This is a genomic window from Micromonospora sp. WMMD735, from assembly GCF_049178995.1.
GTDB lineage: Bacteria > Actinomycetota > Actinomycetes > Mycobacteriales > Micromonosporaceae > Micromonospora > Micromonospora wenchangensis.
On the sequence record NZ_JBMHMJ010000002.1, the window covers coordinates 2,190,984 to 2,210,595 of the forward strand.

Genomic DNA, 19,612 nt, shown 5'->3' on the forward strand with positions numbered 1-19,612 from the left:
GGTGTCAGCCGAACCGCACGGGCAGCGACTCGATGGCGCGGAACTGGAGACTGTGCCGCCAGGCGACCTCGTCGTCGGCGACGGCCAGCCGCCAGTGCGGGTGCCGGGCCAGCAGCCGCTGCAACACCACCCGGCCCTCCAGCCGGGCCAGCGGTGCGCCCAGGCAGTGGTGGATGCCGTGCCCGAACGCCAGGTGCCCGTCACGGTCGAGGCGCACCGCGTCGGGATCGGCGAACCGGTCGGTGTCGCGGTTGGCCGCGCACAGCGAGATGAACACGATCTCCCCGGCCGGGATGACCGTGTCGCCGACGGTCACCTCCTGCTCGGTGAACCGGATGGTGCTCAGGTTCAGCGGACTCTCGTAGCGCAGCACCTCCTCCACGAAGGCGGGCACCCGCCCGGGATCGGCCGCCAGCTCCGCGCGCAGCTCCGGCTGCCGGTGCAGCAGCAGCACGGCGCTGCTGAGCATGGCCGCAGTCGTCTCGTAGCCGGCGTTCATCATCAGGAACACGGTGGACAGCAACTCGTCGGTGGCCAGCCGGCCGCCCTCGTCGTCGGCGGCGATGAGCGCGCTGATCAGGTCGTCGGCGGGTGCGGTGCGCTTGACCGCGATCAGGTCCCGCACGTAGCCGTAGGCGTCGGCGATCACCTGCTGCTTGTCGGAAAGCGAGGTGCCGACGCTGCCGAGTTCCGCGCTCCACCGGCGGAAGTCGTCGAACGCCTCCTCGGGGATGCCCAGCAGCGAGCCGATGACCGCCATCGGCACGGGCAGCGCGACGTCGGTCACGAAGTCGACCGTCTCCCCCGCGACGATCCGGTCCAACGCGGCGTCGGTGAACCGTTCGATCACCGGGGTCAGGCTCTGCACCCGCCGGGCGGTGAACGCGCCGCCGACGATCCGGCGCAGCCGGGTGTGGTCGGGGGGGTCGCTGAACAGCATGCTCGGCGGGTTGTCGGTGACGTGCTCGTCCGGGTCGACGGCCTGGGCGCGGATCACCGCGGCGATGCGACCGGCGTCCTTGGACAGGCGCGGGTCGGCCAGCAGCCGGCGCGCGTCGGCGTGCCGGGTGACCAGCCAGGCGTACACGGCGGTGGAGAAGGTCTTGAGCCGGAACCGGTCCACCGTGCCGCTGTCGCGCAGCCGGGCGAATCCCGGGTACGGGTCCTGGGCGAACTCCTCGGTGAGCATGTCCGTCGGGTGGGGGGTCGTGGTTTCCTGCTGTCCGATGGTCATCGGCTCCGCCCTGTCGGTGAGGGGATCAGTGGGGTGTTCGTCGGGTCCGGACGCAGGCAGTCGGCGAGCGCGGCGGCCGTGGTCGGGGCGTCGCCGGTGAGGACGCCCAGGTGGTCGCCCGGCACGGTGCGCCACTCGGTGTCGGCCGCCCAGCCCGGTTCCCGGCCGCCCGGCGCCGCCGCGGCCCGCAGGTGGGTGACGGGGACGGCCAGCGGCTGCGGCCGCCAGTCGGCGAACAGCGCCAGGTGCCGGCCCATCGCCAGCAACTGCCGGTCGGTGACCAGGTCGGTGACGGCCCGGTCGGCGGCCATCCGGGTGAACAGGGTGGGCATCGTCGCGGTGTACCAGGACCCGCCCGGGACGTGCACGTCCACCAGCACCACCCGCCCGGGCGGCCGGTCGAGGTCGTGCAGGGCCGCCGCGACGGCGTGCGCCAGCCAGCCCCCGGAGGAGTAGCCGACCAGCACGTACGGCCGGTCGCCGAGATGCGTACGCAGGGCCGCGACCTGGGCGTCGACGACCTCGGCGCGGGTGGCCGGCAACGCCTCCCCCAGCCGGTAGCCGGGCAGCGGCAGCACCACGGCGGGCCGGTCGAGGCAGGCCAGCAGTCGGGCGTACTGGTAGGGGCTGGCCGGGGCGACCATGCTCGGCAGGCAGACCAGCAACGGGCCGTCGCCCTCGGCGAACACCAGCGGCGTCGCGGGGGCGGTGGTGCCGTCGGCCAACGCCCGGTCCGCGGCAGCGGCGAGCAGGGCCAACCCGGCGGGTACGTCGCCCCGGGCGCAGGCCGCCGCGAACGCCGCCCGCACCGCGCCGTCGTCGGGGTCGCCGTCGACCCGACCGGCGAGGGTGCCGGCGAGGTCGTCCGGGGTGACGGCGGTGAGCAGGTCGGCGGTGCCGACCGGCAGCCCGGTGGCCTGGGCCAGCCGGTCGCGCAGTTCCACCGCGCTGAGCGAGGTCAGGCCCAGTTCGGCCAGCGGAAGGTGCGGGTCGACGGGAGCCGTACCGTGGCCGAGCACCGCCGCGACGTGCCGCAGCACCAGGTCACGCAGCGTACCCGAAGCCGGTGTGGTCGCCGGGGGTGCCGACGTCACCGGCGGTGGGCCGCCGGTGGTGACGGTGAACCGGGCGTCGGGCCAGAACCGGGTCCGCTGGAACGGGTAGCCGGGCAGCGCCACCGGGGCGGCGCGGGTGCCGGCGAACACCGCCGCCCGGTCCAGGTGCCCCCGGACCAGCAACGCGCCCATCGCCACCGGCACCGCCAGCGGGTCGGGCACGTCGGGACGCAGCGTGGGAACGGCCGCCGCGTCGGTGGGCGTGCGCAGGCAGTCGACCACCGTGGCGGTCAACGCCGGGGCCGGTCCGACCTCCAGGAAGGTGCGTACCCCGCGCCGTTCCAGGGTGCGGACGGCGTCGTGAAACCGGACCGGCCGGCGGGCGTGCGCCAGCCAGTGCCCCGGCCCGGTCAGATCCTCGACGGTCAGCACCGCCCCGGTCAGGGTGGACACCACCGGCACCCGGGGCGCGGTGAACCGTACCCCCGCCACCACGTCGGCGAACCCGGCCAGGGCCGGCTCCATCAGCCGGGAGTGGAAGGCGTGGCTGACGTCGAGCCGCCGGCACCGGTGCCCGCCCGCCCGCAGCAGCCGGGCGGTCCGCTGCACCCCGTCGACCGTGCCGGAGAGCACCACCGCCCGGGGACCGTTGACGGCGGCCAGCTCGACGTCGTCGCCGAGCAGCGGGGTCACCTCCGCCTCGGTGGCCCGTACGGCGAGCATCGCCCCGCCCGCCGGCAGCGCGGCCATCAGCCGGCCCCGCGCCGCGACCACGGTGGCCGCGTCGGCCAGCGACAACGCGCCCGCCACGTGCACGGCGGTCAGCTCGCCGACGGAGTGCCCCGCGACGGCGGCCGGGGCGAGGCCGTACGACGCCAGCAGCCGGTACAGGGCAACCTCCACCGCGAAGATCGCCGGCTGAGCGGTGCCCGTGTCGTCCAGCCCGGCCCCGTCGGCGACGGCGTCGGCCAACGGCCGGTCCAGCAGCGGATCGAGGTACCCGCAGACCTCGGCGAACGCCTCCGCGTAGGCGGGGAACCGCTCGGCCAGCGCCAGGCCCATCCCGACCCGCTGCGTGCCCTGCCCGGTGAACAGGACCGCGAGGTCACCGCCGCAGGTCGTGCCCGCGCCGACCCCGGCATCGGCCAGCCCGGCGAGACCGGCGAGCAGCCCGGCACGGTCGGTCGCGGTGACGCACGCCCGGTGCCGCAGCGCCGCCCGCCCGGTGGCCAACGCCAGGCCGAGCCCCGCCGGGGTGAGCGTCGGGTCGGCCCGCACCAGCGTCGCCAACCGGCCGGCCTGCTCCCGCAGGGCCTGCGGGTCGGCGGCGGACAGCAGGCACGGTACCGCGGGCAGCGGGGTCACCGCCGGCCCGTCGGCGGCCGGCGCGGGTGGTTCCTCGACGACGACGTGGGCGTTGGTGCCGCTGATCCCGAACGCCGACACCGCCGCCCGACGCGGACGCGGCCCGCGCGGCCACGGCTGGGCGGCGGTCAGCAGCCGCACCGGGGAGTCGTCCCAGCGCACCGCGGTGGTCGGGGTCGCGGCGTGCAGCGTACGCGGCAACCGCCCGTGCCGCAGCGCCAGCACCAGCTTGACCAGGCCGGCCAGGCCGGCGGCGGCCTGGGTGTGGCCGAGGTTCGACTTCACCGAGCCCAGCCACAGTGGCCGGTCCCGGCCCCGGCCGTAGCTGGCCAGGATCGCCTCGGCCTCGATCGGGTCGCCGAGCCGGGTACCGGTGCCGTGCGCCTCCACGGCGTCGACGTCGCCGGGGGTGAGCCCGGCGTCGGCGAGCGCCCGTTCGATCACCCGCCGCTGGGCGGGGCCGTTCGGCGCGGTCAACCCGTTGGACGCCCCGTCGGAGTTGACCGCGCTGCCGCGCAGCACCGCGTGCACGGTACGTCCGTGGGCGAGGGCGTCACCGAGCCGTTCCAGCAGCAGCACCGCCCCGCCCTCACCCCAGCCGACCCCGTCGGCGGCGGCGGAGAACGCCTTGCACCGTCCGTCGGCAGCCAATCCCCGCTGGCGGCTGAACTCGGTGAACCCGACGGGCGTCGACATCACCGACGCCGCGCCGACCAGGGCCAGGGGCACCTCGCCCCAGCGCAGCGCCCGGACGGCCTGGTGCACCGCCACCAGCGCCGACGAGCAGGCGGTGTCCACGGTCAGCGACGGCCCGGTCAACCCGAGCACGTACGAGATCCGGCCGGAGGCGACGCTCGCCGCATTACCGGTCAGCAGGAAACCCTCGGTCTCCCCGGCGGCGTGCGCGAGCAGCAGCGGATAGTCCTGGCCGTTGGTGCCCACGTACACCCCGGTCTCGGTGGCGCGCAGCCGCTCCGGGTCGATGCGGGCGTCCTCGACCGCCGTCCAGGCCAACTCCAGCAGCATCCGCTGCTGCGGGTCCATCGCCGACGCCTCCCGGGGGGACACCCCGAAGAAACCGGCGTCGAAGCCGGCGACGTCGGGCAGGAAACCCCCCGAGTCGACGTAGCTGCGCCCCGGGGCGGCCGGGTCCGGATCGTGCAGGTCCGACGGCCAGCCCCGGTCGGTGGGGAACGGGACGACCGCGTCGCGGCCCTCGTCGAGCAGGTCCCAGAACCGGTCCGGGGTGTCCGCGCCACCGGGGAACCGGCAGGACATCCCGACCACGGCGATCGGCTCGGTGGCCGGTGTGGTGGCCCGGTCGAGTTCCCCGCGCAGCCGGTCGACCTCGCGCAACGCGTTACGCAGGGCCGCCACGTACTGTTCGGTGCCGGCACTCACTGCTGCCCCACCGTCTGCGCGGCCAGCGCCAGCAGTTCCTCACCGGAGAGCGCGTCGAGGTCGTCCGGGCTGTCGGTCGGCCCCGCCGGCTCGTCCGGTCGTGGCGGCTCGACGGCCAGGGCCAACAGCCGGTCCAGCAGGCCGGCGCGGCGCAGCCGGTCCACGGGGAGGGCGCGCAGTGTCGCGCGGATCCGCTCGTCCTCCGGGTCGGTGTCGGTGGCGGTGGCGAGCTGGGTGAGCAGGTACGCGGCGAGTGCCGCCGGGGTGGGATGGTCGAACACCGCACCCACGCCGAGGGGCACCCCGGTCGCCGCGCTCAGCCGGTTGCGCAGGTCCACCGACGTCAGCGAGTCGAAGCCGAGGTCGTGGAAGGCGCCCGTCACCGGCACCAGCGTGCCCGGCTGGTGACCCAGCACGGTGGCGGCGGTGACCCGGACCAGGTCGGTGACCGCCTGCCGACGGCCCTGGGCATCCAGGCCGGTCAGGTCCAGCACCGGCGGGGGCGTGGGTTCCCGCGTCGGCAGCAGGGTGCGGAGCAGGGCCGGGGTGGTGGCCGGGTCGAGAGTCGCGGTGTGCAGGGCCGCCGCGACGACCACCGGTTCGGTGCTGCTCAGCGCCGCGTCGAAGAGGGCCAGCCCGGTGGGGACCGGCAGCGGGGCGAGACCGGCGGCGGCGAGCCGGGCCCGGCCGGCGACGCCCAGGTCCCCGGTCATGCCCGCACCGGACCACGGCCCCCAGGCGATCGAGGTGGCCGGCAGGCCGGCCGCCCGGCGACGCTCGGCGAGGGCGTCAAGGGCGCTGTTCGCGGCGGCGTACGCGGCCTGGCCGGCCGCCCCGAACAGCCCGGCGACCGACGAGAACAGCACGAAGAAGGCCAGGTCGGTGTCGCGGGTGAGCCGGTCGATGACGTGCGCGCCCGTCACCTTGGCCTGCCGGGCCCGGTCGAGCTGGTCGGGGGTGAGCCCGGACAGGACCCCGTCGGCGAGCACGCCCGCCGCGTGCACCACCCCGCACAGGGTGCGCCCGCGCAGCGCGGCGGCCACCGCGTCCGGGTCGGTGACGTCGCCGGCGACCGAGGTGGCGGTGACGCCGAGCGCGGTCAGTTCGGCGGCCAGGTCCGGCGCACCGCGGCGGCCGAGCAGCACCAGGTCGCGGACGCCGTACGCGGTGGCCAGGTGCCGGGCGACGGCGCTGCCGAGAGCACCCGCCGCCCCGGTCACCAGGACCGTGCCGTCGACCGGCGGGCGGGGTCCGGTGGTGGCGGGGGTCAACTCCGGAGTGCTGGCGGCACCGGCCCGCAACCGGACCTCGTCGTGGCCGGCGGCGGCTGCGGCCGGCAGTGCCGCCAGCGACGCCGGGCTGCCGTCGTGGTCGACGAGAGCCACCCGGCCCGGATGCTCGGTCCGGGCGGCACGCACCAGGCCGGCCACCCCGTCGGCCGTCGGATCGGTGCCGTCGAAGCCGACGACGAGCCGACCGCCGGTGGGATCGGCGAGCCGCTGCTGGAGGACCGCGAGCACCTCGGTGGTGCTGCTGCCGGAGCAGTCGAGCACGGCCGCCTCCCCGGCGGGCAGGTCCGTCGGCGTCCACCGCACCGCGTACAGCGGCGGCGTCGCCGGACCGGCGGCGAGCCAGTACCGCTGGTGTTGGAACGGGTACGTCGGCAGGTCGACCACGGTGCCGCCGCCGTAGTAGGCCCGCCAGTCGACGTCATGGCCCCGCACCCACACCTGCGCCAACCCCGTCACCGCCGACGTCGCCTCGTCGACGGTGGGACGAAGCATCGGAATACCGTCAGCCAGCAGGGACGACAAACCACCGTCCGCGCTCAACTCCCACCACGACCGAGGACCGGCCGCCTCGATCGCATCGTGGAACCGCACCGGCTGGCGCACCTGCCGCACCCAGTAATCCGGGTCCGAAAGATCCCCGACCTGCCCGGTCACCGTCGACACCACCGGAATCCGCGCCGGATGAAACGACAAGCCCTCCACCACCGCACGGAACTCGTCAAGCATCGGCTCCATCAACGGCGAATGAAACGCATGACCCACCGACAGCCGACGCTGCCGGACACCCAGCGTGGTCGCCACCGCCTCCGCCGCTTGCAAGGTCGGCTGTTCCGGGCCGGCGATCACCACCGCCGACGGACCATTCACCGCCGCCACCACCACACCACCGGACAGGAACGGCCCCACCGCCTCCGCCGAAGCCCGCAGCGACACCATCGCCCCACCCACCGGCAACGCCGCCATCAGGCGAGCACGCGCCGACACCAACCTCACCGCATCCGGCAACGACAACACCCCGGCCACGTGCGCCGCCGCTATCTCCCCAATCGAATGACCTACCAAAACCGCAGGCCGCACACCCCACGACTCCACCAGGCGAAACAGCGCCACCTCCACCGCAAACAACGCCCGCTGCGCCACCCCCGTGCCATCCAGACCCACACCAGAGGAGATCGCCTCCCGCACGTCCCCGCCCAACAGGCCACACACCTCGTCGAACACCGACGCGAACACCGGAAACGCTCCACACAACCCCGCACCCATCCCCACCCGCTGACCACCCTGACCCCCGAACACCACACCCAACCCCGCAGGAACACCACCGGAGGAAACCCCACCCGACGACACCGCCCCTGACAACGCCGCGCCACCCGACGACCCCACGACCGGGTCCACCGCGCAAGCAGGAACCGCACCGGACATCAACGCACGGACCTCCGGAGCAAGCGACGCCCCGTCCGCGACCACCACACCGTCGAGCAGCACCGCACGCTCGGCGAACACCGACCGCGTCGACGCCAACGACCACCCCACATCCACCGTCGACACCCCCGCCACCGTCGACCGCAACCGCTCCACCAGGTCCCGCACCCCGGCAACCGACCGCGCCGACACCGGCCACGGCGTCACCCCTACCGGGACCGGCGAACCCACCACCCCCGCATCCGCCTCCACCGGCGGCTCCTCCACGATCACGTGCGCGTTCGTGCCACTGATTCCGAACGACGACACCCCCGCCCGCCGACGACCCCCCTCAGCCACCGTCCACTCGCGCGAGTTCCGCACCACCTCCACCGAGCCTGACGACCAGTCCACGAACCCCGACGGCGCGGCCACGTGCAATGACCCCGGCACCACCCCGGCCCGCATCGCCGACACCATCTTGATCACCCCGGCGACACCCGCCGCCGCCTGCGCATGACCGATGTTCGACTTCACCGACCCCAACCACAACGGCTCCGAACGCCCCTGCCCGTACGTCGCCAACAGGGCTTCCGCCTCGATCGGATCACCCAACCGGGTACCGGTGCCGTGACCCTCCACCACCTGCACGTCGTCGACCGACAGGCCCGCCACCGCCAACGCCCGACGAATCACCCGCTCCTGCGACGGACCACTCGGCGCCGTCAAGCCGTTCGACGCACCATCCGAATTCACCGCACTACCCCGCACCACCGCCAACACCCGATGGCCGTGCCGCCGGGCGTCCGACAGCCGTTCCAGCAGCAACAGGCCCACGCCCTCACCCCACCCGACGCCGTCGGCGGTGTCGGCGAACGCCTTGCACCGGCCGTCCGGGGCCAGGCCACGCTGCCTGGCGAACTCCACCAGCAGGTCGGCGGTGGGCATCACCGTCACGCCACCGGCGAGCGCCAGCGAGCACTCCCCGGCGCGCAGCGCCGACGCCGCCAGGTGCAGGGCGACCAGCGACGACGAGCAGGCGGTGTCGAGGGTGACCGCCGGCCCGGTGAACCCGAACTGGTAGGCGATCCGGCCGGAGACGATGCTGCCGGCGCTGCCGCTGATCAGGAGCCCTTCGAGTTCGTCGGGCACGTCCTGACCGCCGAAGGCGTAGTTCTGGTACATGGTGCCGACGAACACGCCGGTCGGGCTGCCGGCGAGCGAGCCCGGGTCGATACGGGCGTGTTCGATCGCCTCCCACGAGGTTTCCAGCAGCAGCCGCTGCTGGGGGTCCATCGCCAGCGCCTCCCGGGGGGAGATGCCGAAGAAGTCGGTGTCGAAGCCGGCGACGTCCGCGAGGAAGGCACCGCCGGTGGCGTACGTGGTGCCGGGGTGGTCCGGGTCGGGGTGGTAGAGGGTGGTGAGGTCCCAGCCCCGGTCGGTCGGAAAGCCGCCGACCGCGTCGACCCCCTCGGCGACCACCCGCCACAGGTCCTCCGGACCGCTCACCCCACCGGGGAGCCGGCACGCCATTCCGATGATCGCGACCGGTTCGCTGAGCCGGCTCTCCAGTTGGGCGACGCGGGCCCGTGACCGGCGCAGGTCGGTGGTGGCCTTGCGCAGGTACTCCACGAGCTTGGCGCTGTCCTCGGCCATCACAGCTCCGTTCCCTGGTCGATGATGTCGTAGAGGCGGTCCACCGGGATCGTGTCCAGGTCGTCGGTGTCCAGGTCGTCGTAGTCGGCGGGGGGACGCAGTTCGATCAGGAGCCGTTCCAACCGGTCGACCACCTCGTCGTCGCCGCCGTCCCCGGTGCGCAGCGCGGCCTCCAGCCGGTCGAGGGCGGCCATCGCCGAGCCGTCCTCCCGTTCCTGGTCCGGCCAGCGCAGCCCGCAGACGAAGTCGGCGAGCGCCGCAGGGGTGGGATGGTCGAACACCACCCCCGCCGGCAGGGGCACACCGGCGGCGGTGCTGACGGCGTTGCGGAGCTGGGTGGCGGCCAGCGAGTCCACGCCCAGGTCGGCGAAACGGCGGCCCGGGTCCACCTCGGCCGGGTCGGCGTGGCCGAGCACCTTCGCCGCCTGGGTGGTGACGAGGTCCAGCACCGCCTGGCGACGGTCGGCCGGGGCGAGCGCGGCGAGCCGGTCGGCGACCGGCTGCTGCTCTCCCGGCGTACGGCGGGGGGTGCGGATCAGGGCGCGCAGCACGGGGGGCGGTGCGTCGACTGTCCGCAGCGCGGCCGGGTCGAGCCGGACCGGCGCCTGCACGGCCCGGTCGTGGGCCAGCGCCAGGTCGAACAGCGCCATGCCCTCGGCCTCGGTCATCGGCACCACACCGGTCCGGGCGACGCGTTCCCGGTCGTGCGCGTCCAGCGTGCCGATCATGCCGCTGTCCTGCGCCCACAGCCCCCAGGCCAGCGACACGGCGGGCAGGCCGAGGTGGCGGCGCAGCCGGGCCAGCGCGTCCAGACCGGAGTTGCCCGCCGCGTAGTTGGCCTGCGCGGGCGGGCCGAGCAGCCCGGAGATCGACGAGTACAGCACGAACGCGTCGAGGTCGAGGTCCCGGGTCAGCTCGTGCAGGTGCCAGGCGGCGTCGACCTTCGGTGCCAGCACCGCGTCCAGGCGGTCCGGGGTCAACGCGGGCAGCACACCGTCGTCGAGCACCCCGGCGGTGTGGATCACCGCGCGCAGCGGGTGTGCCGGGTCGGTTCCGACGAGGAGCTTCGCGAGGGCGTCCCGGTCCGTCACGTCGCAGGCGGCCACGGTGACGTCATCCGCGCCCCGGTCGAGCAGCTCCGCGCGCAGTTCCGCCGCGCCCGGGGCCGCCGGCCCCCGCCGGCTGACCAGCAGCAGCCGGCGTACGCCATGGGTGGTGACCAGGTGCCGGGCGACGAGCGCCCCCAGGCCCCCGGTGCCGCCGGTGATCAGCACCGGGCCCGTCCACCGGCGCGGTGCCGGGGCGAGGCCCCGGCTGCGGACGAGGGTGGGGGTGGTCACCGCGCCGCCGGTCACGGCGAGTTCGGTGGTGCCCGCGAGCAGGGCGTGCGGGAAGGCCCGCGCCGACCGGCGGTCCCCGTCGAGGGTGACCAGGCCGAAGCGGTCCGGGTACTCGCTGATCGCCGAGCGGATCAGCCCCCAGGCGGTGGCCAGCACGACGTCCCGGTCCACTCCGGAGGCGACGAAGACCAGGCGACAGGGGGCGAGCGCCTCGTCGCGGAGCCAGTGCTGGGCGAGCTTCAACACCCGCTGCGCCATGGTGCGCGCATCCGCCGCCGGGTCACCGGTGTCCGGGTAGGTCAGCGGGTGGAGCAGCACGTCCGGCCGGCCGCGCGGCGAGCCGAGCAGATCCGCGAGGGTACGGTGCCGACGCAGGCCGTCCAGCCCGTCGAGGAGCCCGGGTTCGTCGTCGCCGAGCACCGCCCAGTCGCCCGGTACGCCGCTCGTCTCCCGCGTCGGGACGCGCCGGTCCTCCAGGTGGAACAGGGCGTCGCCGACGGACGGGCCGGTCCCGCCGCCGAGTTCGAGTTCGGCCTCCGTGGTGACGGTGCCGTCATGGTCGACCAGGGCGATCCGGACGTGCCCGGAGTCGTGGTGGACGATCTCGACGTCCACGGCGGTGTCGGCCCGGTGCACGGTGAGGTTCGTCCACCGGACCGGCCGGGCGGGGGCGAGGTCGTCGAGGGCGGACCGGAGTGCGGCGGCAGGCAGTGCGCCACCGTCGCCGGGTTCGGCGGACAGGTGCCCGGTCGCGTGTTCGACCCAGGTGCCGTCGGGTCGGGAGGCGATGGTGAAGCCGGCACCGTCCACGGTGACCCGCAGCGGGCCGGGCTGCTCGGGCGGCAGCTCGGGGACGAGTTCGGTGACGCCGGTGACGCCCGCGTACCGGGCAGCGGCCAGCGCCGCCTCCGCCAGGACGACGTGCGGCCCGGCCTCGGCCAGCGCCGTCGCGGTGAGTACGCCGGTGAGGACGAACGAGTCGTCGGACAGCTCCACCGCCGCACCCAGCAGAGGGTGTTCCACCGTGTCGAGCCCGATGCTCGCCACGTCGGTGCGGGCTGCCGGGGTCAGCCAGTACCGCTGCCGTTGGAACGGGTACGTCGGCAGGTCGACGACCCTCCCACCGCCGTAGTACGCCCGCCAGTCGACCTCATACCCCCGCACCCACACCTGCGCCAACCCGGTGACAGCACTGACCGCCTCATCCACACCCGGACGCAGCATCGGGACACCGTCGGCCAACAGGGACGACAGAGCACCGTCCGCGCTGAGTTCCCACCACGAGCGAGGACCGGCCGCCTCGATCGCGTCATGGAACCGCACCGGCTGGCGCACCTGCCGCACCCAGTATTCCGGGTCTGCCAGATCCCCGACCTGCCCGGTCACCGTCGACACCACCGGAATCTGTTCCGGATGGAACGACAAGCCCTCGACCACCGTGCGGAACTCGTCGAGCATCGGCTCCATCAACGGCGAATGAAACGCATGACCCACCGACAACCGACGCTGCCGAACACCCAACCCGGCCGCCACCGCCTCCGCCGCCCGCAGCGTCTCCCGCTCAGGGCCCGCGATCACCACCGCCGACGGACCATTTACCGCCGCCACCACCACACCACCGGACAGAAACGGCCCCACCGCCTCCGCCGAAGCACGCAGCGACACCATCACGCCCCCGACCGGCAACGCCGCCATCAACCGAGCACGCGCCGACACCAACCTCACCGCATCCGCAAGAGACAACACCCCCGCCACATGCGCCGCCGCAATCTCCCCAATCGAATGACCCACCAAAACCACAGGCCGCACACCCCACGACTCCACCAGCCGAAACAACGCCACCTCCACCGCAAACAACGCCCGCTGCGCCACCCCCGTGCCATCCAGACCCACACCCGAAGCAATCGCCTCCCGCACGTCCCCACCCAACAAGGCGCACACCTCGTCGAACACCGACGCGAACACCGGAAACACCCGATACAACCCCGCACCCATCCCCACCCGCTGACCACCCTGACCCCCGAACACCACACCCAACCCCGCAGGAACAGGAGCGCCATCCGACGTCATTGCCCGGACCTCCGGGGTCAGCGACGCCGAATCCGCGACCACCACACCATCGAGCAGCACCGCACGCTCGGCGAACACCGACCGCGTCGACGCCAACGACCACCCCACATCCGCCGCCGAAACGTCGCCGACGACGGTCGACTCCGGCGGATCACCGTCGGCGGCGCTCGGCGTCGACGGACCGCCGTCCGCCTCCGTCCCGTGTTCCGAACCGACCGTCATCGGGTGGAGCTGCCCGACCAGTTCCCGCACGCCGGCGGCGGTCCGCGCCGACACCGGCCACGGCGTCACCCCTACTGGGACCGGCGAACCCACCACCCCCGCATCCGCCTCCACCGGCGGCTCCTCCACGATCACGTGCGCGTTCGTCCCACTGATCCCGAACGACGACACCCCCGCCCGCCGACGCCCACCGTCAGCGACCGCCCACTCCCGGGACTCCCGCACCACCTCCACCGCACCCGACGACCAGTCCACGAACCCCGACGGCTCGTCGGCGTGCAACGACCCCGGGACGATGCCGTGCCGCATCGCCAACACCATCTTGATCACCCCGGCGGCACCGGCCGCGTGTTGCGTGTGGCCGATGTTCGACTTCACCGACCCCAACCACAACGGCTCCGAACGCCCCTGCCCGTACGTCGCCAGCAGGGCTTCCGCCTCGATCGGATCACCCAACCGGGTACCGGTGCCGTGACCCTCCACCACCTGCACGTCGTCGACCGACAGGCCCGCCACCGCCAACGCCCGACGAATCACCCGCTCCTGCGACGGACCACTCGGCGCCGTCAAACCATTCGACGCACCATCCGAATTCACCGCACTACCCCGCACCACCGCCAACACCCGATGACCGTGCCGCCGGGCGTCCGACAGCCGTTCCAGCAGCAGCATCCCGGCGCCCTCGGCCCACCCGGTGCCGTCCGCGGCGGCCGAGTACGCCTTGCACCGGCCGTCCGGCGACAGCCCACCCTGCCGGCTGAACTCGACGAACAGGGTCGGGGTGGACATCAGCAGCGCACCACCGGCGAGGGCGAGGTCGCACTCCCCGGCGCGCAGGGCGTTCGCCGCCAGGTGCAGGGCCACCAGCGACGACGAGCACGCCGTGTCCAGGGTGAGGACCGGGCCGACCAGGCCGAGGTGGTAGGCGAGCCGGCCGGACGCGACGCTGTTGGCGCTGCCGGTGAGCAGTTGCCCCTCGAACTCGGGCACGGTGGCGAGCAGCGAGCCGTGGTCCTGGCTGCTGACCCCGACGAAGACACCGGTCCGCGAACCCCGGGCGGCAAGGGGTGGAATGCCGGCGCGTTCGAAGGCCTCCCACGAGGTCTCCAGCAGCAGCCGCTGCTGCGGGTCCATCGCCAACGCCTCCCGGGGCGAGATGCCGAACAGGGCCGGGTCGAAGTCGGCGATCCCGTCGACGAAGCCACCCTGGGCGGCGTACGTGGTGCCGGGGTGGTCCGGGTCGGGGTGATAGAGGTTGTCCAGGTCCCAGCCCCGGTCGGTCGGGAAGTCGCCGATCGCGTCGGTGCCCTCGGCGACCACCCGCCACAGGTCCTCCGGGCTGCGTACCCCGCCGGGCAGCCGGCAGGCCATGCCGACGATGACGACAGGGTCGTCGTCGGTACGGGTCGGGGTGGCGACCGGGGCGGGGGCGGGGGTGCCGGCGATCTTCGTGGTCAGCCAGGCGGCGACCGCCGACGGGGTGGGGTGGTCGAACACCAGCCCGGCCGGGAGGCGCAATCCGGTCGCCGCCGACAGCGCGTTGCGCAGTTCCACGGCGGTCAACGAATCGAAGCCCAGTTCGGTGAAGGGCCGGTCGGCGGGGACCGCCTCCGCGCCGGTGTGGCCGAGCACGCCCGCGACGCGTTCCCGTACCACCTGGAGCAGAGCGGCGGTGAGTTCCGCGCCGTGCAGCCCGGCGAACACGGCGGTGGGGTCGGCCGCCGCCACGGCCCGCCGGGCCGGGCGACGGACCAGCCCCCGCAGCACCGCCGGTGGCTCACCGGTGATCCTCGGCAGGTCCATCCGCATCGGTACGAGGTGCGGGTGGCCGGTCGCGGCGGCCAGGGTGAGTGCGGTGTCGAACAGGGCCATGCCCTCCGACCGGTCCAGCGGGATCATTCCCGCCCGGGTGATCCGGTCCCGGTCGGCGGTGGTGAGCGCGGCGGTGATGCCGCCGTCCTGGTGCCACAGTCCCCAACCGAGCGACAGCGCGGGCAACCCCCGGGCCCGGCGGTGGGCGGCGAGCGCGTCGAGGAACGCGTTGGCGGCGGCGTAGTTGGCCTGCCCGGGGCCACCGAACACGGCGGCCGACGACGAGTAGAGGACGAACGCGTCCAGGTTCCGGTCCACGGTCAGCTCGTGCAGGTGGCAGGCGGCGTCCACCTTGGGGCGCAGCACCCGGGTGAGTTGCCCGTCGGTGAGCGCGCCGACGACCGCGTCGTCGAGCACCCCGGCGGTGTGCACCACCGAACGGACGGGATGGCTGTCGAGCAGTCGGGCCAGATCGTTCCGGTCGGCCACGTCGACGGCGGCGACGCTGACGGTGGCACCCAGGCCGGTCAGCTCGGCCACCAGCTCGCCCGTGCCCGGTGCTCCGGCGCCCCGACGGCTGACCAGCACGAGTTCGCGTACGCCGTGGGCGGTCACCATGTGGCGGGCGAGCAGCGCGCCCAGCCCGCCGGTACCACCGGTGACCAGCACCGGGCCGGGAAGGTGAACGGGTTCGGCCGGTGGGGCGGTGACCCGGGCCAGCCGGGTGGCGGTCCAGGCGTCGGCCCGGACGCTCAGCTCCGGTTCGTCACCGGCGGCGAGTGACGCCGCGACGGCGGCGACCGTGCCCGGGTCGTCGGTGTCGACCAGGACGAGCCGTCCGGGGTTCTCGGTCTGCGTGGTGCGCAGCAGCCCCCAGGCGGCGGCCAGCGCGGGATCGTCGGCGACACGGTCACCGGCGACGACGACGCGGGTGTCGGCGTACCCGTCGGTCAGCAGGGTGCGGACCAGGGTGAGGGCGGCGGCGACGGTGGCGTGGGTACGGCGGGCCAGGTCGTGGTGACCGGGGTCGACGGTCAGGTGGTGGCAGGTCACCGGGGCGGGCCCGGCGTCGAAGGCCGGCACCGGGGCGTCGACGGGTGGGGCCGGCACGGGCACGGCCACCCGCTCGTAGAGGTGTTCCTGGCGGGGCTGCCCGGCGGACCGCAGCGCCTCGGCGGAGACGGGACGGGACAGCAGCCCGCCGACGGTGACCACCGGCGCACCGGATTCGTCGTAGCCGGTCAGGGTGAGGCGGTCGCTCGACTGTTCCCGCAGCCGGACCCGCAGGGTGGTCGCGCCGCCGCGGTGCACCCGCACGTCGTTCCAGGAGAACGGCAGGCCGCCGGGGCGGCTGTCGTCGAGCACGCCGCGTAGCAGCGGGTGCAGGCAGGCGTCGAGCAGGGCGGGGTGCAGCACGAACGCGTCGGCGTCGGCGTGCCGGTCGGTGGGCAGGCTCACCTCGGCGAGGATCTCGTCGTCGAGCTGCCACAGCCGGCGCAGCCCACGGAACGCCGGGCCGTACCGGTGGCCGTCCTCGGCAAGGCGGGGGTAGGCGTGCGTGACGTCGATCTCGCGGCTGCCGGGCGGCGGCCAGGTCTCCTGCCCGGCGGGGGCGGTGGGGGGCGCGGCGGTCAACTGTCCCTCCGCGTGGGTGGTCCAGGCGGGGTCGTCGCCGGTGGTGTGCGGGCGCGAGTGGACGGACACCGGTCGCCTGCCGTCGGGGGCGGGCGCGCCGACGGCCACCTGGATCTCCACGGGTGCCTCGGTGAGCACCAGCGGCGCGGCGATGGTCAGCTCGTCGACGACGCTGACACCGAGGTGGTCGCCCGCCCTCAGGACGAGGTCCACGAAGGCCGTCCCGGGCAGGAGCACGGTGTCGAGCAGCGCGTGGTCGGCCAACCACGGGTGGGTACGCAGGGACACCCGTCCGGTGAGTAGCACGCCGTCACCGGCGGCCAGTTCCACCGTCGCCCCGAGTAGCGGATGCCCGGTGGCCCGGAGTCCGGCGCTGGTCACGTCGCCCCGCCCGTCCCCGGCGTCGAGCCAGTACCGCTGCCGTTGGAACGGGTACGTCGGCAGGTCGACGGTCTTGCCACCGCCGTAGTACGCCCGCCAGTCGACCTCATACCCCCGCACCCACACCTGCGCCAACCCGGTGACAGCACTGACCGCCTCATCCACACCCGGACGCAGCATCGGGACACCGTCGGCCAACAGGGACGACAGAGCACCGTCCGCGCTGAGTTCCCACCACGAGCGAGGACCGGCCGCCTCGATCGCGTCATGGAACCGCACCGGCTGGCGCACCTGCCGCACCCAGTATTCCGGGTCTGCCAGATCCCCGACCTGCCCGGTCACCGTCGACACCACCGGAATCTGTTCCGGATGGAACGACAAGCCCTCGACCACCGTGCGGAACTCGTCGAGCATCGGCTCCATCAACGGCGAATGAAACGCATGACCCACCGACAACCGACGCTGCCGGACACCCAGCGTGGTCGCCACCGCCTCCGCCGCTTGCAAGGTCGGCTGTTCCGGGCCCGCGATCACCACCGCCGACGGACCATTTACCGCCGCCACCACCACACCACCGGACAGAAACGGCTCCACCTCATGCGCGGATGCCCGCAGCGACACCATCACGCTCCCGACCGGCAACGCCGCCATCAACCGAGCACGCGCCGACACCAACCTCACCGCATCCGCAAGAGACAACACCCCCGCCACATGCGCCGCCGCAATCTCCCCAATCGAATGACCCACCACAACCGCCGGGTGGACACCCCACGACTCCACCAGACGGAACAGCGCCACCTCCACCGCAAACAACGCCCGCTGCGCGATGCCCGTGCCATCCAGACCCACACCCGAAGCAATCGCCTCCCGCACGTCCCCACCCAACAGGTCACACACCTCGTCGAACACCGACGCGAACACCGGAAACACCCGATACAACCCCGCACCCATCCCCACCCGCTGACCACCCTGACCCCCGAACACCACACCCAGACCGGAGGGCACCCCCCGGGGATCGGCATCCGTCGCGGCCGGGGACGACGGTTCGGCGTCACCTGCCGGTGGGACCGTCGCCGACCAGCGGAGTTCCGGGGGCACCGAGGCCGAATCCGCGACGACGTCGCCGTCGAGCAGCACGGCACGGTCGTCGAACACCGTCCGGGTCGACGCCAGGGACCAGCCGACGTCGGCCGCCGGCACCGTCCGATCGGCGGCGGCGCTCCCCGTGCGGAGCCGCTCGACGAGGTCCCGTACCCCGGCGGCCGTCCGCGCCGACACCGGCCACGGCGTCACCGGTACGGGGTCGGACCCGCCGGTGCTCCCGGCCGACGGGTCTGCGGCGGCAGGTGCCCCGGCGTCGGGCGGCGGGTCCGTCACGACGGGCGGTTCCTCCAGGATGACGTGCGCGTTCGTGCCGCTGATCCCGAACGACGACACCCCGGCCCGTCGCCGGCCCTCCACCGTCCACGGCTGCGACCCGGTCGCCACCCGCACCGCGCCCGACGACCAGTCCACGAACCCCGACGGCTCGTCGGCGTGCAACGACCCCGGCACCACCCCGTGCCGCATCGCCGACACCATCTTGATCACCCCGGCGACACCCGCCGCCGCCTGCGCATGACCGATGTTCGACTTCACCGACCCCAACCACAACGGCACCGACCGACCCTGCCCGTACGTCGCCAACAGCGCCTGTGCCTCGATCGGGTCGCCGAGCCGGGTGCCGGTGCCGTGGCCCTCCACCACCTGCACGTCGGCCGGGGTAAGGCCGGCGGATTCGAGGGCCTGCCGGATGACCGCGCGCTGGGCGGGGCCGTTGGGCGCGGTGAGGCCGTTGGACGGGCCGTCCTGGTTGATCGCGGAGCCCCGGACGACGGCGAGCACCGGGTGGCCGTGGCGGTGGGCGTCGGAGAGTTTCTCCAGCAGCAGCACGCCGGCACCCTCGGCCCAGCCGACCCCGTCGGCGGCGGCCGAGTACGACTTGGCCCGGCCGTCCGGGGCCAGTCCCCGCTGCCGGCTGAACTCGACGAACGTGCCGGGGCCCGCCATCACGGTGACGCCACCGGCGAGAGCCATCGTGCACTCCCCGGCACGCAGCGACCGGGCGGCGAGGTGCAGGGCGACCAGCGACGACGAGCAGGCGGTGTCGACGGTGACGGCGGGGCCGGTCAGGCCGAAGGTGTACGCGACCCGCCCGGAGGCGACGCTGCCGGCACTGCCGGTCAGCAGGTAACCCTCGAACTCCTCGGGGACGTCGCGCACCCGCAGGCCGTAGTCGCCGTACATGATGCCGGTGAACACCCCGACCGGGGTACGACGAACCGAGGCGGGAAGGATGCCGGCCCGTTCGAACGCCTCCCAGGTGATCTCCAGCAGCAGCCGCTGCTGCGGGTCGACGCCGAGCGCCTCCCGGGGGCTCATCCCGAAGAAGGCGGGGTCGAAGTCGGCGGCGTCGTGCAGGAAGCCACCCTCGTGGGCGTAGCTGTGGCCGGCCCGTTCCGGGTCGGGATCGTAGAGGTCCGCCGGCCAGCCCCGGTCGGTGGGGAAGTCGGAAATGGCGTCCCGGCCCTCGGCGACCAGGTCCCACAGGTCCTCCGGGGAGCCGACGCCACCCGGGTACCGGCAGGCCATCCCGACGATGGCGATGGGTTCCCGGTCCCGTTCGGTCAGCTCGGTCAGCCGCTGCCGGGCCTTGTACAGGTCGGCGCTGACCTTCTTGAAGTATCCGAGCAGCTTCTCGTCGGCCAT

General features: G+C 74.0%; 3 protein-coding genes and 1 pseudogene. All 4 read right to left on the bottom strand.

What is annotated here, in order from left to right; genetic code table 11:
• Positions 1-4 precede the first annotated feature (4 nt).
• Positions 5-1,234 (bottom strand): cytochrome P450 family protein, encoded by a 1,230-nt coding sequence (locus ACN268_RS09500; protein ID WP_421482777.1) that lies wholly within the window; start codon positions 1,232-1,234, stop codon positions 5-7.
• Positions 1,231-4,953, bottom strand: a pseudogene (locus tag ACN268_RS09505) (type I polyketide synthase); the annotation flags it as partial. The pseudogene ACN268_RS09505 and the gene ACN268_RS09500, both read right to left, overlap by 4 nt.
• Before the next feature lie 98 nt (positions 4,954-5,051).
• Complete coding sequence (locus ACN268_RS09510; protein ID WP_421482778.1) at positions 5,052-9,407, bottom strand: type I polyketide synthase; 4,356 nt, start codon at positions 9,405-9,407, stop codon at positions 5,052-5,054.
• Positions 9,404-19,612, bottom strand: coding sequence for an SDR family NAD(P)-dependent oxidoreductase (locus tag ACN268_RS09515; protein ID WP_421482779.1), 10,209 nt, complete (start codon positions 19,610-19,612; stop codon positions 9,404-9,406). Before ACN268_RS09515 ends, ACN268_RS09510 begins: the two co-directional genes overlap by 4 nt.